Below are 25,828 nucleotides of genomic sequence, written 5' to 3'. Positions count from 1 at the left end.
CAGCAATAAACATAAATCTGATATCAGTTTTGCACAAATCAGCTAATCTTCTAGTAGAACAGTAACCAAAAAGTGATTTGGCAAGAACAAGAAGTTTAAACATCATAACTCCATCATACCCATAAGAATTTCTGTTAGAGAAATCGACATACTTAGCAACATTGATCCCTTCCGCAACTTCAATAACAGTTCTACAAATATCATCATGAGCAATATCTTTTTCGAAAGATAATGAAAAATCCAGTAGCATATTCGGTTGATATGCGTTATAATTTTTTGTGTGTAGTGTTGTATTCATAACTAACATTATACCAAAAAACACGGATGACCGTGTTTTTTTTCGTTTTTTTGAAACTGAAATGAGTTATTTACTCGTTACAGCCCCTACTATTTTTTTATAATGTTATCATAGAAATAATTGTTATCAATGAACTCTATATTCTACCTTCAAAAATTATTTGAAGACTTGAATATATAACTCATAATAAATTTTAGTTTTTATTTTCCAATAAAGATACAACCAATATATTTAATGATATTGTTCATAAACTTTCATCAATTTTTGATAAGCATTCTTTATACTTGTTTCATGTTCTTCTGCAAAGATTATAGTTGTATTTTCTAAAACAATGACTAAACAATAATGAAGTCTTTTATTTAAACGGCGATCTAATAATCCAATATTACCAAAAATATTTATATTTACTTCTTCAATATTTCTTTTTAATTCATCTGTTGTACCATAAACTATTTTGATAACTTGATTATATGAAAATTTCTTCTTTTTAATTAGACCATTTACATAAAAACAATCTCTATCAATAACTAAAGTATAAATAGCTCGTTTAGAATATTCATTAATTCCACTAATATAATTGAGATTGTATTTAAAACTCATAATCTACCCCCTATTCTTTATGATATTTCTTTAAATCTTGTAACAAATAATTATATCCTTTAGGTTGACGGCTTTTAAATTCAGCCAATTTTTCTTTATCCAAATATTCAATTTCTAAACGTAATTCCCTAGATGAAATTCGCTTGGCCCCCTGTCCTAAAACAATCAATTGTTCTAAAGCATCTGATGTAGCAACTGTAATACTATATTTACTAGCTAATTCATGAGTAGTACGTTCAATATACATATCAGCAGTTTGAGCTTCTTTAGTATATACAATATAAATATTATGATACTTATAACTACTTCCCAAATTATCTTTTACTTTATAAGCATCAAAAACTAAAATTAAAATACACTTTTTATATCCTTGATAATTACACATAATATCAATCAATCGTGACCTTGCGGCATCTAGATTATCTTTAGCTAGTTCTTTAAGATCTGGCCATGAATGAATAACATTATAACCATCAATTAGATAACATTCAGGAATATGTTTATAAACTGGTTCATTGAGTAATTTTCTTGGTGTTTCTTTCATAAAATTACGGTTTTTAACAGGTCCATAAGTTTTTGTGAATATTTCTTCTAGTTCTTTATCTGCATCATCAAATTTAGTAGTTTGCTGATATTTTTCTTCTATTCTAGAAGTTTTTTTTAATTGTAAAGGAATGTGCATATGCTTCTCTACTTCATCCCATTTAACATTATAACCTGCACCATGACTACAAAAAACAGAACCAGTCGGGTTATCTTTATCAGTTTCACTATCATAATTAATTTGTTTAATAACCTCATCTTCATCTTGACAAGGATGATATCCAGCAACTTGACATATTAACCGACCTTTACCCTTAGTATAATTAATTACTTCACTTTGATAATTTTGCATTCTGCTTACTGGAGCACTACCAGTAATACTAACAACTTCTCTATGAATATCAGGCATAACAAAAGATCCTTTCATTGCTTCAATATCATAAATAGCTTTACTTAAAAATTCAACAGGTAATTCTAAAGTAAAATCAAAATATGGTTCCAATAAAATTGATTTGGTTGACTTTAAACCTTGTCGAACAGCCCGATATGTTGCTTCACGAAAATCGCCACCTTCAGTATGTTTTAAATGTGCTTTACCAGAGATAAGAGTTATTTTCATATCAGTAATTGCAGATCCAGTTAATACACCTAAATGTTCCTTTTCCTTTAAATGTGTCAAAATCAATCTTTGATAACTACTAGATAAAACCTCATCCTTGCAATTAACCCCATATTCCAAACCACTCCCTGGTTTACCTGGTTCTAAAAGCAAATGAACTTCAGCATAATGACGCAATGGTTCAAAATGCCCCACTCCTTCTACTGCTTCTAAAATAGTTTCTTTATATATGATCTTACCATGATCAAAACTAACATTTAATCCAAATCTTTCATTAATAAGGTTTTTAAGAACTTCAATTTGAATAGCTCCCATTAGTTGAACATGAATTTCTTGAGTATGATTATTATAATTAATATGTAATTGAGGATCTTCTTGAGCTAATAAAGATAATTTTTCTAATGTTTGATGCCAATCATGATCTTCTGGTAAAATAATTCGATAATCCATATAAGGTGATAATACAGGTTGGATTATTTCCTCTTCAATTCCTAATCCCTGTCCAGCCATAATATTCTTAAAACCTTTGATAACACAAATATCTCCAGCTTTAACTTCATTTACTAATTGATATTTATTGCCAGAGTAAATTCTAATTTGATCAACCTTTTCATCTTTACCAATTTGTGCTTTTGTTTTTAATGTTCCACCAGTAATTTTAAGATGAGTCAATCTATTACCTTGTTTATCATGACTGATTTTAAATACCCGAGCTCCAAAATCTTCTGGATATTCCTTTTCTTTAATATAACTAGTGAATTCATTTAAAAAGGTATCAATCCCTTCCATTTTTAGTGCTGAACCAAAGAAACATGGAAAAAGCTGGCGCTTTATAATTTCTTCAATTAACATTTCTTTTGGAAGTGTATTATGTTTTAAATAATATTCTAATAATACTTCATTATTTAATGCAATATTTTCATAAAAATCATCATCAAGATTTTCAAAATCATAACACTGTTCATTTAAACGTTTTTTTAATTCTGATAATAGTTCTTCTTTATTTGCATGGATATTATCCATCTTATTTATAAAAATAAAAGTTGGTATTTGATAATGTTGTAACAACTTCCAAATCGTTTCACTATGTACTTGAACTCCATCTATACCACTGATTACTAAAATTGCATAATCTAATACTTGTAATGTTCGTTCCATTTCAGTTGAAAAATCAACATGACCAGGAGTGTCAATCAATGTTATTTGACAATCATTCCAATTAAATACTGCTTGTTTTGAAAATATCGTAATTCCCCGATTTCTTTCTTGGACATTATAGTCCAAGAATGCATCTCCATGATCAACTCTCCCTAAAGTACGAATTGCTTTACTTAAATACAAAACACTTTCAGTCAATGTTGTTTTACCTGCATCAACATGTGCTAATATTCCTAATACTATTTTTTTCATTTTATCATCCTGCTTATATTGTAATAATATTATTATAAATATAATTATAAAAATTACAATAATATTAAAAAGTTATTTAAAGAAAATAAATTATTCAAAATTATATATTTGTAAAAAAGATTGCCAGAAAATTTTATTTCTACAACAATCTTTTTATTACTAACATATTTAATTTATTGATTTAAAAAACGCTTTAAAAATTCTTTTGTCCTATCCTTAGAAGGATGGTTAAAAATATGATCAGGAGTCCCCTCTTCAACAATCACCCCATTATCCATAAATACAACTCTAGAAGACACATCACGAGCAAACTGCATTTCATGAGTAACTACTATCATTGTTAATCCTTCATTAGCTAAATCTTTCATAACCTTAAGTACTTCACTAACCATTTCAGGATCTAAAGCACTAGTTGGTTCATCAAACAATAACACTTCTGGTTCCATACATAGTGCTCTAGCTATTGCTACTCTTTGTTTTTGACCACCTGAAAGCTGAATACTTCCAGCTTTAGCAAATTTTTCCATTCCAACTTTTTCAAGAAACTTCATCGCAATTTTAGTTGCTTCTTCACGACTTCTTTTTAATACTTTCATTTGACCAATCACACAATTTTCAAGAACAGTTTTATTATTAAAGAGATTAAACCCCTGAAATACCATTCCAACTTTACTACGATGTACATTAACATTAATTTCACCTTTTAAAATATCTTTTCCATGATACATGACACTTCCAGAATTAGGAATTTCCAAGATATTCAAACAACGTAGAAAAGTTGATTTACCACTACCACTAGCTCCAATAATAGTAACTACTTCACCTTTTGAAACAGTAAAATCAATATCATGTAATACTTCTAAATTACCAAACGATTTTTTTAAATGTCTTACTTCAATAATTAATTCCATTACTTTACCCTCCCTTTACTATCAAATGTAATTACTTTTTTACAATTCATTCTATTTTCAATATAATTTAAAATTCTAGTAGTTGGGAAAGTTAAACACAAATAAATCAATGCAACAACAAAATAAGTTGGTACAAATGCATATAAGCTTCCAGCTACACTTTTAGCTTGGTAAAATAACTCAGTAACTGCAATAACATTTAGCACACTACTATCTTTGATATTGATTACAAACTCATTACCAATAGATGGAAAAGAATTCTTAATTGCCTGAGGTAAAATAATATATACCATTGTTTGAATACTATTCATCCCAATACTTCTAGCTGCCTCAGTTTGTCCTTTATCAACTGATTGAATCCCCGAACGAACAATTTCTGCCATATATGCTCCAGTATTAATAGTGATGACAAAAATTCCTGCTGTAAATGGATCCCAATGAATAATATTTTTAAGTCCATAATAAATAAATGCTCCTTGTACCATCATTGGTGTTCCTCTAAAAATCTCAATATATATGGTTGTAATAATCCAGGCAGTTCTTTTTATGATCTTACTAAATAATTGTTCTCTTTCTTCAATTTTAATAGCTCTGATTGCTCCAATAACTAGTCCAATTAATAACCCTAAAATCGTTCCTCCAAAAGCTAAAGTTAATGTTGAGCCAATTCCACTGAAAAATAATGAACTATATACTTCAAAAATCTGTTTTGCTGCAACAAAAATATTATCACTTAAACTAGTGATAGTAGCAGGAATTCTATCAATTGCTTCATCCATCATTTCTTTTTTATCTTCATCAGATATAGAATTAAGATATTCATCAATTTTATTTTTTAATTCTAAATTTTCCTTACTTACTGCAATAGATACTGAAGTATCTGTTAAATCAACATCAAATCCTTTTCCCTCTTCAAATTCAACATATGTTAAATCAGGATTAGTTGCAACAATTCCAGCAGCTACAGGTAATTCAGCAGTTACAGCATCTACTAATTCATTATTTAACTGCATTACCATTGCTGGATAATCCTCTAAGGCAGTAGCATGTTTAACACCAGGAATCTGATCAATTACAGTATCATACAAAGTATTTAGTTGTCCCAGTACCTTTTTATTAGAAAAATCTTTTAAACTCTTAGCATCTTCTAATTTATCTTTCTTTCTTACAATTAATACCATTTGTGATTCATAATAAGTCTGGGTAAAATCAACTCTTTGACGACGATCTGCAGTATCAGTCATACCAGCAATAATGGCATCAATCACCCCCGCTTGTAAAGCTGGTTCTAGCCCATCCCAACTCATTTTTTTAATTACTAATTCTTTTCCTAAATGTTTAGCAATTTCACGAGCAACAGCTACATCATAACCATCAGCATAACCCCCACCCTCTAAAAAAACAGCCGTTTCTGTCTCATTTACTTGTGTCCAGTTAAATGGAGCATAATTACATTCCATTCCTACAACAAATGTATTATCATTCTCTTCTTCAGCCTTTATAGGAACAACTGGTATAATTACAGTAAGTACTAAAACTAATACTGTAAAGATTTTTAATATTCTTTTCATCTATTTATCTCCTTAAACAAAATTAAAAAGTCGTGCTACTAACACGACTAAAATTCTGTGTCAATAGCTCCTCTTCATTACTGAAGGAGTACTGTAGGTATTTCCTACAGCACCTAGATAATAAATTGCCATCTATTATCTATCGGCAAAGATTACCTTTCCTATAGATCAATGTATGCCTACTCACTATAGTACTCTGATGCCTTGCAACCTCTATTTTTTCCTCATAACAATATCTTAATCAATAAAGTTTGTCAATATATATAATTATTTTGTTTTAAATCATTTTCCTAAACCAAAAATAATAATTTTAGGATTATTTTCAAAACAAAACATTCATATCTAAAAAATTATTTATAATAATAAAATAATATATAAATTATCTATTTTAGACAATAACTTTCTTTTTTATACAAAAATAATTAAAAATTCAGTATTTCCATAATAAATTACTCGTTTTAATAAAAATATATTATTAAAACAAACAGCTTTAACTAAGAGTAATAAATTATGTTATAAACAATTATAATATAAAAATAGAATAGTTAATCATTTATATATCAATTTAGATTATCAATCATTTTTCCTATATATATCATATTCCAATACACAATAATAAAAACAGAGTTTTTAAGCTCTGTTTCTTAGTTTTAAAACACGTTTTATTAGTTTATGGTAAATAGGAATCATTTCTTTTTCCTTTACCACTTGTTCTATTTCATTAAGAGCAATCCATTTTACAGCTTTATTTTCATCAAGTTTTGGTATAACTTGTTGTTTATCATCAGCAATGAAAGCAAAAGTAAAATTAAAATGCAAATGAAAATCTACTAACTGATTATTTTTAAAATGTAATTGCACAGGTAATATGTCTATTGCTATCCAGTCATCACTTAAAAAACAAATATCTTTAATTCCAGTTTCCTCCATCGCTTCACTAATAGCAACCTGACCTAAATCATGGTTACCATCAGCATGTCCACCAAGCCAAGCCCAAGAATTATATATATTATGATGTGCCATTAATACTTTATTTAATGTAGGATTTAATACCCAGGCAGATACTGTTATATGAGCAGTTTTATTATCTCTTGTTAAAGCATTAGGACTATCTTTAATAAAATCTTTAATAATTTGAAGTTGTTTAACTTCAAATTCATTAATTAGATTGAGATTTCTTGATCTTTCTAATTCTATCATATTTAATCTCCAGTTTCTTACCCTTTAAGATACTGAATAATATCTCTAGTTAACTTAAAATTATTTTTTAAATTAGGGTTTATAATTATTTCATTAGTATCATCCATCTTTTTCATTAATTGTAAACATTCAAAGATAGATACTGACAAACAATATTTAAATTGTCTGTTGGTATTTTTTTGATTAGAAAAAACAGAAAAATATCGTTTATCATTTATAATAAATAAGTTATCTAGAATCATTAACAGATCATCTTTTGGTATTTGAAATAATTTGCGTTTAGAAATTTTTATTGTGGTAAAAAGATATAGAGGATTTTTTTGTAAATAATCTAAAATATCTTTTAGATTATTTAACTCTTTATCACAATTATATTTAATTATTAAATCTAACAGCTTATCTTCATTTACCATTTATTTTCCCTTATCCATTCTTATTGATAATCATCAATTAAATCCTCTAATTTGTCTATATCTAATAGCTCAAGTCCATTTTCAATTTGATAAAATAGACATTTATCTTGATGTTGATTAATAATCTTACGTCCACCTTGATCACCCTCTAATTTCATTAACTCTTCAATATAGGTCGCATCAAATATAGTTGGATTTCCTACTCGACCTTGATAAATCATCGAAGCTAAAGAATAATTAGAATTATTATAAATATCAAGCATTTTATTTAAAGTTTGATAATTTAAATAAATTTGATCTGCTACAACAAACATAATTTGAAAATTATCCTGCTGATTAATCATTTCTATTCCAGCTTTGATTGAATAGGAAAGCCCCTCCTGACATTTAGAACTATATATATAATCAAGTTCTGGATAACAGCTTATTATTTCAAGGTACTGTGTCACTACAATTAATTTACAATCACTGCGGTTAGAAGATAATTTAATTAAATTATCTAAACCATAACGATATAATTCTTTTCCCCTTACTTTATACAGTAGTTTATTTGAGCCAAAGCGAATACTATTACCAGCTGCTAAATAAATAATATATGTTCTCATTATTCTTCTGGTAATGCCATTAATACTTTTTCTGGTGTCATTGGTAACTCCCTAAGCCATATTCCTGTAGCATTATAAATAGCATGTGCAATTGCTGGAGAAGGTGTATTAATTACAATTTCTCCAATTGATTTAGCACCAAAAGGTCCTGTCTTTTCATAACTGCTTTCAAATTCAACTCTTAATTTACCCATATCTAAACGAGTTGGAATTTTATATTGCATGAATGAATTTTCAGCAATAGCACCTTTTTCACTATATTGAACATTCTCATAAAGAGCCATTCCAATCCCTTGAACTAGTCCTCCTTCAGTTTGAACTTTTGCTAGATTAGTATTAATAACAGTTCCACAGTCAACTACTGCCACATAATCTAAAATATCTACTTGTCCAGTTTCTTTATCTAATTCAATTTCTACCATTCCAACCATAAATGGTGGTGGTGATACTGGTGAAGAATGTGTAACAGTTACTTGAGTTGAAATATTATTTCCACACATTGATTTAGCTGCTAATTCTGATAAAGAAATAATTGTATCAGTGTTTAAGTTTTTAATACCATTTTTAGTAAATTCAAGTTCCTTAATTGAACACTCTAGTTTTTCAGCTGCCAATTTACATAGATTTTCTTTTAATTGATAACAAGCTTTTTCAACAGCCTTTCCAGTAACATAAGTAGTACTTGAAGCATACGAACCAGAATCATATGGTGAAGCATCAGTATCTGCTCCAAACACAATAATTTTATCAACATCACAATCTAAACACTCTGCAGCCATCTGTGCTAAAATAGTATCACATCCTGTTCCCATATCTGCAGCTCCTATCAAAAGAGTATAATATCCTTCATCATCAAGTTTAATTGTTGCTGAGCCAACGTCTACCCCAGAAATTCCAGATCCCTGCATTGCCATTGCCACACCAGCAGAACGAACTTTTCCATTTCCTAAATCACGGACTTTTGCTTTGTTTTGCCAATCAAATAGCTTTTTAGCATGACTCAAACATTTATCCAAAGTACAACTTGTTGCTACTTCATTATAATAAGCACTCATTTTTTGTCCTTGACGAACCATATTTTTTTCTCTTATTTCGACAGGATCAATTCCTAAGCGACTAGCCAATTCATTTACAGCTGATTCAACTGCAAAGGTTCCTTGAGTAGCTCCATATCCTCGATATGCTCCTGCTGCTTGGCAATTAGTATAAACAACATCATAAGAAAATTTAAACGCTTCTAAATTATTAGAATATAAAGGAATTGATTTATGACCTGATAAACCAACAGTAGTTGGACCATGTTCACCAAAAGCCCCTGTATTTGATAGAGTATAAACATCAAGTGCTTTAATTGTTCCATCTTTCATCGCCCCAATTTTAACTGTAATTTCCATTTCATGACGTGGAGTAGCAGCAATTTGGGATTCTGTTCGTGAATAAATAATGCGTGATGGTTTTTTAGTCATCCAAGTAACAAACGCAGGATAAACTTCAGCCACTACAGTTTGTTTTGCTCCAAAACCACCACCAATTCGTGGTTTTTCAACTCGAATCTTAGATTTAGGAATTCCTAATGCATTAGCAAGAATACGTCTAACATGAAAAACAATTTGAGTCGAGCTAATTACATGTAAGCGACCATAGGGATCGATTTGACAGTATGTCCTAAAAGTCTCCATCATTGCCTGCTGATTAGCTTTAGTATGATAAATTCGTTGAAATACCTCATCACACTGTAAGAAAATATTTTCAATATCTCCTTCCTGGCAACTGCCACTAGCACATAAATTCCTTTGATTATCTGCACCTACAGAACATAATGATTTCCAATTTTCTTCAGGGTGAACTAATATTTCATTATCTTTAGCTTGATTTAAATCTAGCACTGGTTTTAAAACTTCATATTCAACTTTAATTAGTTTCATAGCTGCATTAACAACTTTTTCATTTTCACCAGCAACAATAGCTACTGCATCACCAACAAAACGAACTCTTTGATCAAGTATCAAACGATCATATGGACTAGGTTCAGGATAAGTTTGCCCTGCCATAGTAAAGCGTTCTTGAGGAACATCTTTATATGTATAAATCACTTCAATTCCTGGTAATGCTAAAGCAGCAGAAATATCAATCTCTTTAATCAAAGCATGAGCATGAGGAGAACGCAAAACTTTAACAATCAAACAATCAGCAGGAGTAATATCTTCAACATATGCTGGTTTTCCTAAAAGTAAATTCATGGCATCTTTTTTACGAATTGGCTTATTAACCTGTTGGAAAGAATTTTTCATTAGTTACCCACCTTTCCTTTTTGTTCTTGAAAACTCAAGTAAGCTTTAATCCCACGCAATTGTCCTTCATACCCCGAACACCGACATAGATTACCAGCTAAATAAGCCAAAATCTCTTCATCACTAGGATGAGGATTTTCTTTTAACAATGCTATTGTATTCATCATAAATCCTGGATTACAAAATCCACATTGCTCAGCACCCTGATCAGCAATAAACGCTGCAAATTCACTAGCTTCCTCTTGTAATCCTTCCAATGTTACAACTTTATGACCATTTGCTCGAACTGCTAGAACACTACATGATAAAACTGGCTGTTCATCTACAAAAACAGTACATAAACCACAATTACTTGTGTCACACCCTCGTTTTACACTTACACATCCTAGACTACGAACAAAATCAATTAATAACATATCAGGTTCAATATTCCTACAAATATCCTTACCATTCAAATTTATCTTAATTTCCATGATTAGCCTCCTTATCAAGAGCCATAAGTGCACGTTTAATTAATACTTTAGCAATTCGTCGACGATATTCTTTACTGCCACGTAAATTAGAACCTAAAACTAATTGTTCAGCTATATCATTGACAAAACTTTTTACTGTTTCTTCAGTAATACCATTATCTAAATAACCTTTTTCATCCTCAAAAACAATTGCTTTTAAAGGACGAGCACCAATTACACATAAATAATTATTGTTTAGCTTACTGATAGCACAAGTTAAAACCGGAAAATCTGTCTTAGTGTTTCTTTGTGACATATATTTTATCTGTAAAGGAACCTTTTTAATAATTACACGAACCAAAATATCTTTAGTTATTGGCATAGCTGCAAACTCCTGAATTGGAATAATTCCACCATGATATAACTCAACATAAGCATCCAAAGCCATGAATATTGTTAAAACATCTGAAAAGCCATAACGACCAAATAAGCTTCCTCCAACTGTAGCCAAGTTTCTAAACTGGACCCCAACAATATTTTTAACACTTTCTCTGATTGCATTTTGAGTATATTCATTTAATATTGGATTTATTTCCAACTGACGTAAACTCACCATTGCTCCAATATGAATTTCATCACCTTTATCCTCAATTAAATTCAATCCCAAATCACATAAATCAATAGCATAGTCAACAGTACGATTTTGCATTTTTAACCAAAGCATCCCACCAAGAACAACACTACTACGATTTTGGCATAATTCATAAGCTTCCTCAATACTTTTAGCTCGAATATATTTATGAATTGTAAGCAAAGTTTATGCCTCCTCTACATTTTTTTCTTTAGGTAAACAAACATTTAAAATAATCGCTACAAAAGCTGCAGGAACAATTCCTGATCCACCAAAAATCATTTGTACTGCTTCAGGTAATCCTGTTAATATCGCACTATTAGCACCTAATCCATACCCTAAACCAAGTGCTACAGAAACAATTGTCATATTACGAGCAGACAATGGTTCACGTGTAATCAATTGTATCCCACTCATAACAATTGATGAAAACATGATTACTGCAGCTCCACCCAATACACTTTGGGGCATGATTGAAATCAAAGCAGCTAATTTTGGAAATAATCCACATAAAATTAAAAACACAGCTCCACATGCTAAAGCATAACGATTTACAATTTTTGTCATTGTTACTAAACCAACATTTTGACTAAATGAGGTATTTGGTAAAACACCAAATAAAGCTGCAAATGAAGAACCTACCCCATCGCAAATAACTCCACCAGATAATTCCTGATCAGTTGCTTCACGATCCATTCCGCCTTCAATAACTCCAGATATATCACCAACTGTTTCTACTGCTGTTACTACAAACATGATCAACACTGGTAAGATTGCTTTTAAATCAAATACAGGTGCAACAGGCATAAATTCTGGTAATGCAAACCAGCTAGCCTTAGCAACTTTATCCCAATTTAAAACCCAAGATTTTACAAATTCACTTCCATCACTAGCTATTCCTGTTGTAGATAAAAACATTGGTAAAATCATACATACAATATACCCACAAATAATCCCAATTAAAATACATGAATAACTCATCATACCTTTAGTTCCATGTTTTAAAACTAAAATTATAAATAAAACAAATAAAGCAATTAATAAATTTTCAACTGAACCATAGTCTTTTGCATTACTTCCGCCACCAAAAGAACCAACTCCAACACCAATTAATGATAATCCAATTGATAAAACAACTGTTCCTGTTACAACAGGTGGAAAAAAACGTCTCAGTGGTTTTAGAATAAAACCTAAAACAGTTTCTAATAAACCGCCAATAATTGAAGCTCCCATAATTGCTCCATAACCAATGATTCCACCACCCATTACATTAGCAACGCTTTGAAATACACCAATAAAGCCAGAACTTGTTCCCATAATAATCGGAACTTTTCCACCAATAGGACCAATTGCAAACAATTGAATTAAAGTGACAATTCCAGCAACCAGCATTGCATTTTGTAATAACGAAACTTGAATTTTTGCAAACTCACTTGCATCACTCATTGCTGCACAAGAACTAGTAATAATTAAAATTGGTGTTAAGTTACCAACAAACATTGCTAAAACATGCTGCAAGCCTAAAGGAATAGCTTGTTTTAATGGCAATTTTCCTTCAAATTTATATGGATCTGAATATTCTTTTTTCATACCTTTCCCCTTCATCTTGTTAAATAATAATATTGTTGATATTCGTCATCTCTTTTTATGATAACATTTGAATAAATTAATTGAATTTTTTTTGTGATTTCTTCACAACTTTCTAGTTGTGGTTTTATTTCGCTAATTATTTTACCTTTATCCATCAACAAAACCCGATCACAATACATTAATGCATATAATGGATTATGTAAAACAATTAATGCTGATTTACATTTAAATTTAATTAATTGTTGTAAAGTTTTAAACATCATACAACGATTATCGAAATCTAAAGCACTATCGGGTTCATCTAATAATAATACTAGTGTATCCTGCATTATTATTCTAGCTATTTGTACTAACTGTTTTTGTCCTTCACTTAAAATAGAATAATCTTTATTTAGTAAAGATTCAATCTGTAAACTTTTAGCAATTTGTTGAACTTTTTTTATATTAATTTTTTGATTAAGCTGTAAATAAGGATAACTTCCTAAACCAATCAGCTCACCTGCACTAATACCTTCAACCACTTCTATTCTTTGAGTTAACATTGCTATATTTTGAGCTCTTTGTTTCATTTGCATAGTCATAAAATCACGGTTTTCAACAGTAACAGTTCCAGAATGCTTCAATGAACCCATTATTCCTTTTAACATCGTTGATTTCCCACAACCATTATGACCAATTAACCCAACTAATTCATTTTCATGCAAAGTCAACGAAACGTTGTCAACAATCAATGAATCATAATAAACCGAAAAATCTTTTACTAATAATAGTTCCTTCATCAAATTTTTCCTCTTTGTTTATACATCCAAAATACTAATACTGGTGTGGAAAATAAAATTGTTAAAATACTCAATGGTAATTCAACCCCAGAAGTCAACATACGTGCCAGCATATCTGCAACTAATATTAAAACTGCTCCCACTAAACTACTAATAATATAAAAATAACCTGTTCTTTTTTTTAACATCAAATATGTAATATGGGGAGCAATTAATCCAACAAATGAAATTACACCTGTTATGGCAATCACTGAAGCTACCATCCATGTCGTTAAAATCAAAATTACTGCTCTTTGCCATTTAGCATTAATTCCTAAATACTGTGCATTTTCATCACCTAGTGACAAAATTACGATTTGTCGATGTAATAGACATAATATTAGCAATGGAATTAATCCACTAAACAATGAAACCCACATTTTATCAGCAGTGATAGCAGCAAGACTCCCCATAGTCCAAAACTCAATTGTAGCTAACTGTCCTAAAGGATCTGCCATATATTTAAACATCATAATTCCTGCATCTGCTAAAGAAGAAATTACGATTCCTGCTAATATGTAAGCTGAAGCCTTTTGCATTCCCATTGTTTTAACTAAAACAATAACCAAAATAAGACTCAACATTCCAAAAATAAATGCACCAAACATTTTTTCAACTGTAGTTCCAGCCCCAATTACTATTGCACCTGCTGCTCCTAAACTTGCACCTGAAGCTACTCCAGTCAAATCAGGTGAAGCTAAAGGATTAGAAAATAACATCTGATAAACAGCTCCTGCTAAACCTAATACTAAGCCTGTAAATAATCCCATAACCACTCTTGGTAAGCGTAAATTATAAAAAACATTTTGTTGAATCAAAGAACTATTAGTACCAGTTAAAATTTCGAGAATATCATTAATTGATAAATCATAACTTCCAACTGTTAGTGAAAAACAAAACAAGCTCAAACAAATTATAATAAATGCGATTAAATATATCTTTTTATTTTTCATTTGAAATTATTTAATAATTAAACTTTGATCAATATCAAATTTATAAAAAGTTTTATAAAAAGAAGAAACATCTTTTACGAAATTATCAAATGGATAATCATTTTCATGTAAAATACTTGTCAACCACATTGTCCCTAATATTCCAGAGGGAATAGGTGAATCCCATTCTTCAATTCCTTTAGGCATCTGATAAACAGTTTTATTCTTTATTGCAGTTAATGAAGTTAATTGAGTATCATTTAATATATCTTGAACACTATATGTAGCACCAGATGGAACTATAATAACTTCAGGGTTTAATTGTAATAACGTTTCATAAGAAACAGCTGTCCAATAATCTCCTTCAATATCTTTTGCAGCATTTACCCCACCTGCTGTTTCAATCAATTTACTTTGATACATACCTGTTGGTGCAGTTTCTAAATAAGACGAATTAGAACCTATATAAACAGTTTGTTTAGCAGTACTATATTCCTTGATTATATTTATTTGTTTTTCATAATAATCAGTTAATTCTTTAGACTGATTTTGTTTCCCTGTTGCCTTACCAATTAGTTCTAACATTTCAACTAGTTCTTCATGACTTTCTGGATTTACAACTAGAACAGAAATTCCTAAATCTGTTAAAGCATCAATGTTATCTTTAAGTTTCATTGGTAATAAAACTAAGTCTGGTTCTAATTTTGCTATTGCTTCTAAATTTAATCCTTTCATAGAACCAACTTGTGGTAATTGTAATAATTCAGGTTTAGCCATTTTATAAATTGGTCTTGTATCAGCCTTTTGTTCAAGACCAACGATTTGATCCCCAAGTTCTAATGATAAGCAGGCATAGGTTGTAATATAATATGAACTAACAATTTTTGTAGCTGGTTTATCTAATGAAACCTTTCTTCCAGCCTGATCAGTTAAAGTGATTTTTGTTTCTTTTTTTATTGTATCTTTATTAGATGCACAAGCTGCCAATGAAAGTGCAATCATAACCGATAAAGTTAAAGTTAGTATTTTTCTAATCTTTTTCATTTTTTCTCCTCTCTTTGTAATATAATATTTAGTTTAGAAATAATATCCTGATAAACTTCATCAAATAAAGAATCATCTAAATTATAAAGATAACAATCTGGTCTATCTTTTATCAAACTTAAATAATCAATCGATTCAGCTTTTAATACCGCAATCACTATTTTTTCACTAGATAAGACTTTATTAACCATATCAATAAAATCATAACTAGTTCTTTCAAAACGCCCTAATTCATCCATCACTACAAATAAATGTTTACTAGTTATCGAATTTTCTAAACATCTTTTACCAAAAGTTGAAAATGTTATAGGAATACCGACAATTCGTTTACCAACACACTTTGAAATAGGCGTTTGTTTTTTAGTAATCAAATCTCTCATTAAATAAGTAGGACCTGCTTCAAATATCTCAAAAGGAATAGTTTGAAACCCAGCATATGAAGCACTAAATTGTTGTAATATTTTTTGAACCAAAGTTGATTTACCAGTATTTTTACTACCAGTAATTAAAATATTTTTCTTTATCATTTAAAATCTCCATCTAATAAATAAAAACAGCTTATACGATATTTCTAAACTCTTTAAGCCTAAAAATTATATCATATAAACTATTTTTCTACAATAAACCGACTTTAATTACATAATTATTATGTGTTGATATTTTAAATCTGTTTCATATTAGTAAATTATTTTTATATCAATTCCCAAAACTAATCAAACAATGTAAATTCTAAATAATAAACCAGCTCATGAAACATTTTAGTATTAAAACCATAACAAATACAATCCTCCCTTTCACCTTCCCAATCATCATTTAATTTATCCAATAATGATTGAATTTCATTTTCATGAATCTTAAACGTACAATAAAATTCACTATGTTCTTTTAATCCCTGATAATCACGAGCTGGTGAAATCGAAAATTCAGGATTAATTTGTAATAATATCTGCTTAACTGTATTAATATCTTTATCTATTTCACTTGAAATAATAACATGTAATCTTGCTAACATAATATCCCTACTTTCTTTATTTTACTAAATATGCATTACCAAATAGCTTAATTATTTTTTCTTCAACAACTAAACCACCATCATTAGCAATTGTATAAGTTGGAAGTCCTTTTTCTTTTATTACTCTTTCAATTCCTTGATTTTGAATTTGACTACGACAATAATGAACCTCAACTTCAAAACCACTTACTAGGCCTAAACCTCTTTGATATTGATAAATAGGATAATCATCATCAGGAGTAATATGATAATGATCTATTTGAATCAATGCTCCAGCACTAGCCCCTATAATTAAAGCATTACTCTGTTTAATTAAAATATCCAATTTAAATTCTTCTAATCTATCAAGATATTGATCAGGTAATCCCCCTGTTAAAAAAATAATATCTGCAGACAATACTTTTTTATGTGCTATTTCAATATTATCACGAAAATAGTCTATAAACTCAATATCTTTAATTCCATAAAAATGAAATGGTCTTAAAATATATGGTGTATGTATACCATTTTTTCCATAATGCAAATCAAACTCTTCAACTTTTGTAACTTCCTTTTTATCAAAAGAAAATGGAATAACTACTACCTTCATATTTTCCCGCAATAAAGGTTTCATTACATCTTGTGCCCATTTTTCATGAAAATCATATGAACTTAATAAAATATTCATCTTCTATCTCCTATATAATCTATCTAATTAAAACAAAACTATGAGTAATATTACTTATCTATTTTAATCATAATCTGTGTAATATAATCTTCCTGGCTTGAAATCACAAATTCATTCAATCCTAATTCATAGGCATAACCAGTTAATTTCAAATCATTCTTTTTAGCAAAAGCTATCATTTTTTCATACAATTCTGGTATCCTATCCCATCTTCCTTTTTGATAACCACATAGATATGTTCCCTCTGGTTTTGTATAAATCTTTTCATATGGTATAGAATTCAAAACTGGTGTATAAAGCTTATCATATAGTTCAAACTCTTTATTCATAACTTTTTTAAGCGAAAGCATTCCTCCTACTCCCATTTGAATTTGTTCTAAATTCCATATTTTTTTTATATAATCAAATAGTTTTGATATATCATTTTCTACAAAACTATAAGGGATAATTGAAATTTTTTCTTTTTTACAATTAATCACTTTTATTTCTTGTTCCTGTAAATTATTACAAAAATTTACTTGTTCTTTTTTTATTTGTAAAATCTTTTTAATATGTTTAAGTTTTTTGATTTGATTTTCAATTTCTTTTTCTTTAGTTTCAGCAATTTCTATAAACTTATCAGGACTAGGTTTTCTTAAATATAATTTAATTTCTTCTATACTCATATTCAAATCTTTCAACATCCGAATATATTCAAAATCTATACTTTGTGAAATCTCATAATATCTATAACCATTCTCACCTTTTGTACATGGAGAAAAAAGACCAATATTATCATAGTAATGTAATGTTCTTTTATTAACATTATGCATTTTAGCAAATTGTGCTGTTGTTAAATGAACAAGATTTTTTTTCATTTCTTAATCTCCTTATTGACTTTACAGTTACTGTATACTTTATTATATGTGTTGTTAAAACAAAAAACAAGGAGAATAAATCATGGAAATAAAATTAAGAGAGTATCAAAATCAGGATTTTAATGAATTAGTGAATATTGTTAGAGAAACATGGCAGTATGATAAGTTTTGTAATTCTAAGACTGCTAATAAATTAGCTCAAGTATTTTTAAGCAGTTGTCTAACTAACTATACATTTTCACAAGTTGCTGTTTTAAAAGATAAAGTAGTAGGAATTATTTTAGCAAAAGATATAAAACAACATAAATGTCCTTTTAAAAATCGGATAAAGCAGCTTCTTGCTATTTTATCATTATATCTTACAAAAGAAGGAAGAAAGGTATCTAAGATTTTTGCAGATGTCAGCCAAATAGATAAACAACTTTTAAAAAACTGCACCACCCCATATTCAGCAGAATTATCCTTATTTGTAGTTAATTCCACTTGTAGAAACACAGGTATCGGTAAAGTACTATTTCAATCTGTTATTGAATACATGAACAGACAAAAATTAAATAATTTTTATTTATTTACTGATACAAGTTGTAATTACGGTTTTTATGAACATCAGGGAATGATACGTCGTTATGAAAAAGAACATAATTTTATTGTTAATAATCAACTTACAAAAATGAATTTTTTTATATATGACTATTTATGTAATAACACTTATAAAAAAGATAAATTTTAATTCATTGTAATATAAAACCGACAGGATTCTGTCGGTTTTATATTTATTCAGTTACAATTGCGCTTTCTGCAATTAAACGACTTGCTTTAACTCGATTAAAATCATGTCTTAAACCTTCTGGATCTATTTTTTGTAATACTTCTTCTTTAGAAACTTTATTGTATGAAGCAATTGATTCCACTTGCTGATCAACTTCTTCATCACTTGTTTCAATATTTTCTACATTTATGATTTCATCAATAATAGCTTCAAATATAGCTTGCTGCTTAGCTGATGGTTCAATTTGCTGACGAAAAGCAGTTTCATCTACTCCCATCATTTGAAGATATTGTTCCAACTGCATTCCTTGTTGAGCCAATTGCATACTAATATGCTGAATATGTTTTTCTAAAGCTTTTTGTAATTCACTATCATCAATTTCAACATCACTATCTGCTAAAATTTTATCAAAAATAGCAGTTTCTTTTTGTGCTTGATATGCTTGATCATGTTGAGCTTGGATATTAGCTTTCATACTTTCATATAAATCAGCTACAGTCTGCATTTCAGGAATATTTAATGAAACAACAAATTCATCATTCAATTCTGATTCTTTTTTTGTTTCAATCTTATGAACTGTTACTTTAAAAACAACATCAGCTCCTGCTAAATCTGGAGCACCATAATTTTCAGGGAATGTAAGATTTAATTCTCGTGTCTCACCTTTTTTCATTCCAATCATTTGGTCCTCAAAACCAGGAATAAATTGTCCTGATCCAATTTCTAATTGATGTCCCTCAGCTTTTCCCCCATCAAATGCTACGCCATCTTTAAATCCTTCAAAATCAATAGTTGTAACATCTCCATTACTAACCTCTCCATCTTTTTCTTCAAGAGTTGGCTTTTGAGCTAAAAGAGCTTTTATTTGGTTATCAATTTCTTCTTGAGTTACTACTTGTTTATTTACTTTTACTTCGACACCTTTATATTGTCCTAACTTATTAATTTTACTCATGCTTTATTTCCTTTCTATATGAGGTCATTTAATTGTAACATAATTGTTATTGTTTAGGCAATATTTCTTATTTTAAGTTATATTATAAAGCATATTTTAATTATTAATATAAATAAAGGAATATTTTTAGCTTTAAAACAAATAGATTTTAACATTATTTATCAGTCATAAATATATCTAAATCATCATCTCATTTATTTTTCTTTTCTAGCAGCTCTCATTTCTATATTTTTATAAATATATTTTTACAAACTATTATAAAACCAATCCATACAAACTAGTAAATAAATAGATATACCTATAATTATAAATAAGCTATAATAGTACATATATAAAAAATTGGAGGTACTGAAAATGCATTATATTTATGAATATAAATCACCTATTGGCGATATTACAATGGCAAGCGATGGAACATCACTAATTGGGTTATGGTTCAATGGACAAAAGTACTTTGCAAGCACTTTATCTTCTAAATATGAATATAAATTATTACCTGTTTTTAAAGAAACAATTTTATGGTTAAACATTTATTTTAATGGTAAAGAACCTGATTTTATGCCAAGACTAAAATTAGATGGTACTGCTTTTCGCATTGAAATTTGGCAAATACTTCAACAAATCCCATATGCTACCACATTAACATATGGCGATATAGCTAAAAAGGTAGCTATAAAAAGAGGAATAGAGAATATGTCAGCCCAAGCTGTTGGTGGAGCAGTTGGACATAATCCCATTTCTATTATTATTCCTTGTCATCGCTTATTGGGAAGTAATGGCAGTTTAACAGGCTATGCAGGTGGTATTGATAAAAAAATAGCATTACTTGAATTAGAAGGTATTGATACTAATAAATTTATCATCCCTAAAAAAGGTACAGCTCTCTAATAATCAATTAAATAGATAATTTCCAAACTAATCATTGCAGAACAATTTTAATTAAATAAATTTTATAAAAATAAACCTGCAAATTTATGCAGGTTTATAATAATTTTTTACGTAATTCTTCCACAGATTCAATATGTAAATAAGCTGGTGCAATATCAAAAACTGTTTTACAACCATGTTGTCCTTCCTGATGCATTCGATATGCTGCTCGAGCATACGCAACTAACACACTTGATGTAAATTCAGGATTTGAATCTAAAGTCAATTTATATTCAATTACATGTTTATTTTCTTGTTTAAAACCAGTAGTACCACTTCTTAACACCACTCCGCCATGAGGAATTCCTTGATGATCACGTAATAATTCTTCTTCACTAATGAAATGAACTGTTGTATCATAATCAGCAAAGTAATTTGGCATAGTTTTAATTTCTTTTTCGATTCTTTTTAAATCAGCACCTTCATCAGCAACAACAAAACATTCACGAGTATGTTTTTGACGTGTTGATAAAGTTGGATTATCACCATTACGAACACTTTGTAAAGCTGCTTCAACAGGAATTGTATACTGTCTAGCATCCTTAACTCCAGCAATTCTTCTGATTGCATCTGAATGACCTTGACTTACACCTTTTCCCCAAAAAGTATAATCTTGTCCTTGTGGTAAAATAGCTTGTCCATATAAACGATTTAATGAAAATAATCCTGGATCCCATCCAACTGAAATAATACTAATATGTTTGCTTTTTTCACTTGCTTGATCTACATTTGAAAAATGTTCAGGAATTTTTGCATGAGTATCAAAACTATCAACCACATTAAAATATTCTGCTAATTCTACTGTTTGTTTAGGTAAATCATTAGCACTTCCCCCACATAAAACAAGAACATCTATTGCATCTTTCATTTCATAAACTTTTTCCATGTTGTAAACTGGAACATCACTATGAGTTTTTACTGTATCTGGATCTCTTCTTGTAAAAACCCCCACTAATTCCATATCTTGGCTATTTAATACTGCACATTCAACTCCGCGTCCTAAATTACCATAACCTACAATTCCAATCTTAATCATTTTATCACTCCTCATCTTTTATTTTTGTCTATTTTACCATTGTTAAGTAAAAAAAACAATTAATTAGGAGACATGAATATAAATTTTTTATTATATCTTGATATTTTTCTTATCATAATAAAATAATTTATTTTTAAATGATAAAATATTTTAATAACTATATATATTATGATTTAATTGCCCATCTCATTTTAGTTGATTTAGCTCGGCTGTTTGTATGGCACTCTTCCTTAGTTGGTCTGATTACATTTCTTGCTACATCACTATAAATACCAAGATTCTTCATTTCTTTAAAAGCCTTTTTAACTATGCGATCTTCTCCTGAATGAAATGTTAGAATTGCTACTCTTCCACCAGGTTTAAGAATAGCAGGTAGTTTTTCCATAAACTCATACAAAACATCAAATTCACTATTTACTTCAATTCGTAATGCCTGGAAAACTCTAGCAGCTGATTTTTTGACACTTTCTTTTCTTTCCTTTATCGGGATAAAAGATAAACTTTTTTCAATTATTTTATATAGTTGAGTTGTTGTTGAAATTAGTTGTCCTGATTTTAAATATGAATCAATGTTTTTTGCTATTTCTTTTGCATATGGCTCATCAGAGTTTTCAATAAAAAGCTGTTCTAATTGATTTTTATTTAATTCTTGTAATTTAATAGAGGCAGGTATTCCTTTTTGAGGATTTAACCTTAAATCTAAGGGACCTTCTTTTTTATAAGAAAAGCCACGTTCTGGATTATCTATCTGCATTGAAGATACTCCTAGATCAGCTAAAACAAAATCAAATAATCCTGCTTCATTTGATACAAGATCAATATCTTTAAAGTTGCAATTTTTAATTGTTAAAATATCTTCACCATATCCTTTATTTAATAATCTTTCTTTAGTTTTTACACTTTCAATTGGATCAATATCTAAAGCATACATATGACCTGTATGATTTAAACATTCAAGCATTTTTAAAGTATGTCCACCATATCCTAAAGTACAATCTAAACCTATTTGTCCTTCTTGAATATTTAAAAATTCTAGAATTTCATCAACCATGATCGATAAATGCATTCCTACTGGTGTACTTCCTTTTTTTATTACTTTTTCAATCGTTTCAGGATATAATTCAGGGTTTAATTCTTTATACTTTTCATTATATTTTTTAGGATGAGTTCCTTTATATCTAACTCTTCTTTTATGTTTAGGTTCCATTATCAGATTCCTTTCTTGCTAAATCATTATCTTATATTACCACTATAAAACATTAATTGTCTACAATAATTATTCTTTATGCATTTAATTTAAGTATAGCTAAAACAGCAATTACAATAAATATTTTTAAATTTACAACATATTAATACTAAACAAAAACTATTATTTATTAATGAAATATTATAATTCAACTCATAAAATAAGCTAAATCATATAAAAATACTAATTATTCAAAGCATTTTTAAATAATTAGTGTTTCTACTTATTAATATTTTCAAGTAAAGCAATTCTTTGTTTGAATGCTTGTACTAGTATAGCTATATCATCTTCTTTTAGTGGAAGTTCATCAATATATTTATTTAATAATTTCTTAAAATAAATAGGGACTTGATAAAGTTTCTTTATTCCCATATCATTAATTGGATAGTCAATGAACTGTTTAACTGTTTCACTATTAACAAAATGGTTAGTAAAAAATCTCATATCTACTATTTCATCTAACCAGTACTTGTTATTTAAACTTCTTCCTGTATCAAATATAGGGCAAATAGCAACCCATTGTAATGATTCAACATCTCTAATTACACCAAAATTGCCAAGATGGCGATCTTCATTAGCCATGATAAAATCAAGAATAATCATTTTCTGCAAATATTCTTTAGCATTAGGAACATTTTGTTCTTCAAGAATGCTTAGATATAAATAATAATCATTAACAGTATTAGTAATTTTATCGCTTTTTTGAGTTAATACCTGATATGCAGGAATAAATTCTTGATTATGATCAATCATCGATCTACAAATACTAACTAGAGCATTAGATTTAGCACCTTGTAATATTCCAATTTTATAGTTAACATATGGTACATCTAAAATCTGACATAAATAAAAAGCTACATTTTCACAAATCACTTCAAATCTAACGTGTCTACTGATATTACATTTCCGTCCATTTGATAGGTATTGTGTGGTAATACAATTTCATCAGTTTTAGCATATAGCAACATTCCAGCAGCATTACCATTTTTATCCTTGTCATAAATTTTAACATATGTATAAATTTGATAAAGATTATTGGAATGAATAGTATGAACACCATATTGTACTTGCATTGTTTTAGAATAATATTTTGCATCAATAATTAATTATTTCTCATTATGTTGTAGCATAATATCGCTGTTATACCAAATTCAGTATAAAAGTGATCGAGAAATACAGTTCACAAGTGAAGAATATAGAGAATTAACAGAAAAAATGAAAAGAAGTTATTCAAAAAAAGGAACACCATGGGATAATGCATGTATAGAATCATTTCATGCATTAATAAAAAGGGAGTGGCTAAATAGATATAAGATATGGGATTATCAACAAGCAAAGAGATTAATATTTGAATATATAGAAACATTTTATAACACAATAAGAATACATAAACGTTGTGATTATTTAAGTCCAGACACATATGAAAAAGAATATTATGCAAATCAAACAATTAAATCTAAATTAAATAATAACAATATTTCAGTTTAATTGGCACTTTTTCTTGACATAATACCAATACTTTAGAGACTTTTCAGAACAACCTTCTATTTTCTTTGCGGAAATAAACAGTTTTACATAGTTTTGTTCTTCTTTACTATCATAAGTTTACTTTCAGATACTTCATACTAAAAAAGTATGTGTTGCATTACCGATTGTAATTTTTCTGTTCGAGAATTATTCAAGTACAGTAACATTTCTTCAATAACATCATTTATTAAGTTTTGTTTCATTGTAGTTTCTCCTTTTTTATTGAGAACCAACAAGCAACGGCTGTTCTTTGATATTAACCTCTGCCACTGATAGAAGTACATTAATTACAAATTACTTGCCTTAAATGTTGAATAGCCTTCGTAATAATAGCTGTGATCAATACCTTTCATATAAATCTCACGGTCATTGATTTTATCTGTCAGTGCTTGCTTTAATATGTGTTTGATTTCAATATCTTTAATAGGACTACGTTCCATAGCAGAAAGATAGTCTTCTTTATCTACAAGACTCCAATCAACAACTTGACCTAATTCTTTTTTCAAAATCAAATCAAGCCAAATTCTTGTGCTTCTGCCATTTCCCTCACGAAAAGGGTGTGCAACATTCATTTCTACATATTTTTCTATGATTTCATCATATGTTGACTGAGGCATTTTTTCGATATTTTCAAGTGCTGCTTCTAAGTACATAAGCGGAGCAAAACGGAAATTACCTTTTGCAATATTAACAGTTCTTATTTGTCCAGCAAAATCATAAATCGAATCAAATAAATATTTGTGGATTTCAGCAAGTGATTTAAAAGTTCCAGCTTCAAGGTTATTTAAATACCCGCTTTCAAACAGTACTATTGCTCTTTTTTTACTGATTTTTTCTTCAGCTTTGGCTAATTCTACCGAATCAGCGATGCCGAGTTTATTTTCTAATGTCATAGTTATTTTCC

General features: G+C 29.0%; 27 protein-coding genes and 1 riboswitch. Of the genes, 3 read left to right on the top strand and 24 right to left on the bottom strand.

Features of this window, described 5'->3' with window-relative positions; all coding sequences use genetic code 11:
* The 19 genes from BMW96_RS08670 to BMW96_RS08580 all read right to left on the bottom strand — a co-directional run.
* A partial coding sequence (locus tag BMW96_RS08670; RefSeq protein ID WP_143050728.1) for a transposase occupies positions 1–250 on the bottom strand: 250 nt, incomplete at its 3' end.
* 279 nt (positions 251–529) lie between these two features.
* Positions 530–898 (bottom strand): hypothetical protein, encoded by a 369-nt coding sequence (locus tag BMW96_RS08665; protein WP_092354506.1) that lies wholly within the window; start codon positions 896–898, stop codon positions 530–532.
* 10 nt (positions 899–908) lie between these two features.
* Positions 909–3,470 carry a translation factor GTPase family protein gene (locus tag BMW96_RS08660; RefSeq protein WP_092354504.1) on the bottom strand — a complete coding sequence of 854 codons (2,562 nt, stop codon included), beginning with the start codon at positions 3,468–3,470 and terminating at the stop codon, positions 909–911.
* A 173-nt stretch (positions 3,471–3,643) separates the two neighbouring features.
* The gene (locus BMW96_RS08655; RefSeq protein ID WP_092354502.1) at positions 3,644–4,381 is read right to left on the bottom strand and encodes an amino acid ABC transporter ATP-binding protein; all 738 of its coding nucleotides are present in this window, start codon (positions 4,379–4,381) and stop codon (positions 3,644–3,646) included.
* Positions 4,381–5,952, bottom strand: coding sequence for an ABC transporter permease subunit (locus tag BMW96_RS14735; RefSeq protein ID WP_092354499.1), 1,572 nt, complete (start codon positions 5,950–5,952; stop codon positions 4,381–4,383). The genes BMW96_RS08655 and BMW96_RS14735 overlap by 1 nt, the downstream gene beginning before the upstream one ends.
* Positions 5,953–6,008: 56 nt before the next feature.
* Positions 6,009–6,176: riboswitch (Lysine riboswitch) on the bottom strand.
* A gap of 406 nt (positions 6,177–6,582) precedes the next feature.
* A complete protein-coding gene (locus BMW96_RS08645; RefSeq protein WP_092354497.1) occupies positions 6,583–7,152 on the bottom strand; it encodes an NUDIX hydrolase in 570 nt (189 codons plus the stop codon).
* A gap of 17 nt (positions 7,153–7,169) precedes the next feature.
* Positions 7,170–7,565 carry a hypothetical protein gene (locus BMW96_RS08640; protein WP_092354495.1) on the bottom strand — a complete coding sequence of 132 codons (396 nt, stop codon included), beginning with the start codon at positions 7,563–7,565 and terminating at the stop codon, positions 7,170–7,172.
* Between the two features lie 20 nt (positions 7,566–7,585).
* On the bottom strand, positions 7,586–8,170 hold the full coding sequence (locus BMW96_RS08635) for a nucleotidyltransferase family protein (RefSeq protein ID WP_092354493.1): 585 nt from the start codon (positions 8,168–8,170) through the stop codon (positions 7,586–7,588).
* Entirely contained in the window at positions 8,170–10,461 is a 2,292-nt protein-coding gene (locus tag BMW96_RS08630) for a xanthine dehydrogenase family protein molybdopterin-binding subunit (RefSeq protein WP_092354490.1), read from the bottom strand. Before BMW96_RS08630 ends, BMW96_RS08635 begins: the two co-directional genes overlap by 1 nt.
* Positions 10,461–10,934, bottom strand: coding sequence for a (2Fe-2S)-binding protein (locus BMW96_RS08625; RefSeq protein WP_092354488.1), 474 nt, complete (start codon positions 10,932–10,934; stop codon positions 10,461–10,463). The genes BMW96_RS08630 and BMW96_RS08625 overlap by 1 nt, the downstream gene beginning before the upstream one ends.
* Complete coding sequence (locus BMW96_RS08620; protein ID WP_092354485.1) at positions 10,924–11,727, bottom strand: FAD binding domain-containing protein; 804 nt, start codon at positions 11,725–11,727, stop codon at positions 10,924–10,926. Before BMW96_RS08620 ends, BMW96_RS08625 begins: the two co-directional genes overlap by 11 nt.
* A 3-nt stretch (positions 11,728–11,730) precedes the next feature.
* Entirely contained in the window at positions 11,731–13,134 is a 1,404-nt protein-coding gene (locus tag BMW96_RS08615) for a uracil-xanthine permease family protein (RefSeq protein WP_092354483.1), read from the bottom strand.
* A gap of 11 nt (positions 13,135–13,145) precedes the next feature.
* Positions 13,146–13,913 carry an ABC transporter ATP-binding protein gene (locus BMW96_RS08610; protein ID WP_092354481.1) on the bottom strand — a complete coding sequence of 256 codons (768 nt, stop codon included), beginning with the start codon at positions 13,911–13,913 and terminating at the stop codon, positions 13,146–13,148.
* Positions 13,913–14,905 carry a FecCD family ABC transporter permease gene (locus tag BMW96_RS08605; RefSeq protein WP_092354479.1) on the bottom strand — a complete coding sequence of 331 codons (993 nt, stop codon included), beginning with the start codon at positions 14,903–14,905 and terminating at the stop codon, positions 13,913–13,915. The genes BMW96_RS08610 and BMW96_RS08605 overlap by 1 nt, the downstream gene beginning before the upstream one ends.
* A 6-nt stretch (positions 14,906–14,911) precedes the next feature.
* The gene (locus tag BMW96_RS08600) at positions 14,912–15,928 is read right to left on the bottom strand and encodes an ABC transporter substrate-binding protein (protein WP_092354477.1); all 1,017 of its coding nucleotides are present in this window, start codon (positions 15,926–15,928) and stop codon (positions 14,912–14,914) included.
* On the bottom strand, positions 15,925–16,455 hold the full coding sequence (locus tag BMW96_RS08595; protein ID WP_092354475.1) for a nucleoside-triphosphatase: 531 nt from the start codon (positions 16,453–16,455) through the stop codon (positions 15,925–15,927). Before BMW96_RS08595 ends, BMW96_RS08600 begins: the two co-directional genes overlap by 4 nt.
* 182 nt (positions 16,456–16,637) lie before the next feature.
* Positions 16,638–16,940, bottom strand: a complete 303-nt coding sequence (locus tag BMW96_RS08590) for a hypothetical protein (protein ID WP_092354510.1) — start codon at positions 16,938–16,940, stop codon at positions 16,638–16,640.
* 16 nt (positions 16,941–16,956) lie between these two features.
* Positions 16,957–17,607: a Type 1 glutamine amidotransferase-like domain-containing protein gene (locus tag BMW96_RS08585; protein WP_244881294.1), complete on the bottom strand. Its 651-nt coding sequence runs from the start codon at positions 17,605–17,607 to the stop codon at positions 16,957–16,959.
* Between the two features lie 50 nt (positions 17,608–17,657).
* A complete protein-coding gene (locus tag BMW96_RS08580) occupies positions 17,658–18,464 on the bottom strand; it encodes a MerR family transcriptional regulator (protein WP_092354473.1) in 807 nt (268 codons plus the stop codon).
* Between the two features lie 82 nt (positions 18,465–18,546).
* On the opposite strand from BMW96_RS08580, the gene BMW96_RS08575 reads away from it, so the two are divergent.
* Complete coding sequence (locus BMW96_RS08575; RefSeq protein ID WP_092354471.1) at positions 18,547–19,194, top strand: GNAT family N-acetyltransferase; 648 nt, start codon at positions 18,547–18,549, stop codon at positions 19,192–19,194.
* Between the two features lie 43 nt (positions 19,195–19,237).
* Here the strand turns inward: BMW96_RS08575 and tig are convergent, their stop codons facing one another.
* Positions 19,238–20,188 (bottom strand): trigger factor, encoded by a 951-nt coding sequence (tig, locus tag BMW96_RS08570; RefSeq protein WP_092354469.1) that lies wholly within the window; start codon positions 20,186–20,188, stop codon positions 19,238–19,240.
* A gap of 354 nt (positions 20,189–20,542) precedes the next feature.
* On the opposite strand from tig, the gene BMW96_RS08565 reads away from it, so the two are divergent.
* Positions 20,543–21,076: a methylated-DNA--[protein]-cysteine S-methyltransferase gene (locus tag BMW96_RS08565; protein ID WP_092354467.1), complete on the top strand. Its 534-nt coding sequence runs from the start codon at positions 20,543–20,545 to the stop codon at positions 21,074–21,076.
* Between the two features lie 94 nt (positions 21,077–21,170).
* On the opposite strand, the gene BMW96_RS08560 is transcribed toward BMW96_RS08565, so the two are convergent.
* The 3 genes from BMW96_RS08560 to BMW96_RS08550 all read right to left on the bottom strand — a co-directional run bounded on the left by BMW96_RS08560 (position 21,171) and on the right by BMW96_RS08550 (position 24,270).
* Complete coding sequence (locus BMW96_RS08560) at positions 21,171–22,151, bottom strand: diaminopimelate dehydrogenase (RefSeq protein ID WP_092354465.1); 981 nt, start codon at positions 22,149–22,151, stop codon at positions 21,171–21,173.
* A gap of 166 nt (positions 22,152–22,317) precedes the next feature.
* Positions 22,318–23,358, bottom strand: coding sequence for a 16S rRNA (cytosine(1402)-N(4))-methyltransferase RsmH (gene rsmH / locus BMW96_RS08555; protein WP_092354463.1), 1,041 nt, complete (start codon positions 23,356–23,358; stop codon positions 22,318–22,320).
* 258 nt (positions 23,359–23,616) lie between these two features.
* The gene (locus BMW96_RS08550) at positions 23,617–24,270 is read right to left on the bottom strand and encodes a HipA domain-containing protein (protein WP_092354461.1); all 654 of its coding nucleotides are present in this window, start codon (positions 24,268–24,270) and stop codon (positions 23,617–23,619) included.
* A gap of 342 nt (positions 24,271–24,612) precedes the next feature.
* Between BMW96_RS08550 and BMW96_RS14360 the strand changes: the two genes are divergently transcribed.
* Positions 24,613–24,885: an integrase core domain-containing protein gene (locus BMW96_RS14360; RefSeq protein WP_211283637.1), complete on the top strand. Its 273-nt coding sequence runs from the start codon at positions 24,613–24,615 to the stop codon at positions 24,883–24,885.
* Between the two features lie 326 nt (positions 24,886–25,211).
* Here the strand turns inward: BMW96_RS14360 and fic are convergent, their stop codons facing one another.
* Positions 25,212–25,817: a protein adenylyltransferase Fic gene (gene fic, locus BMW96_RS08535; protein ID WP_092354457.1), complete on the bottom strand. Its 606-nt coding sequence runs from the start codon at positions 25,815–25,817 to the stop codon at positions 25,212–25,214.
* Positions 25,818–25,828 lie beyond the last annotated feature (11 nt).

Origin of the sequence: Thomasclavelia cocleata (genome assembly GCF_900102365.1) — a bacterium.
Taxonomy (GTDB): domain Bacteria; phylum Bacillota_I; class Bacilli_A; order Erysipelotrichales; family Coprobacillaceae; genus Thomasclavelia; species Thomasclavelia cocleata.
This window is presented reverse-complemented; position numbering and strand designations above follow the sequence as displayed.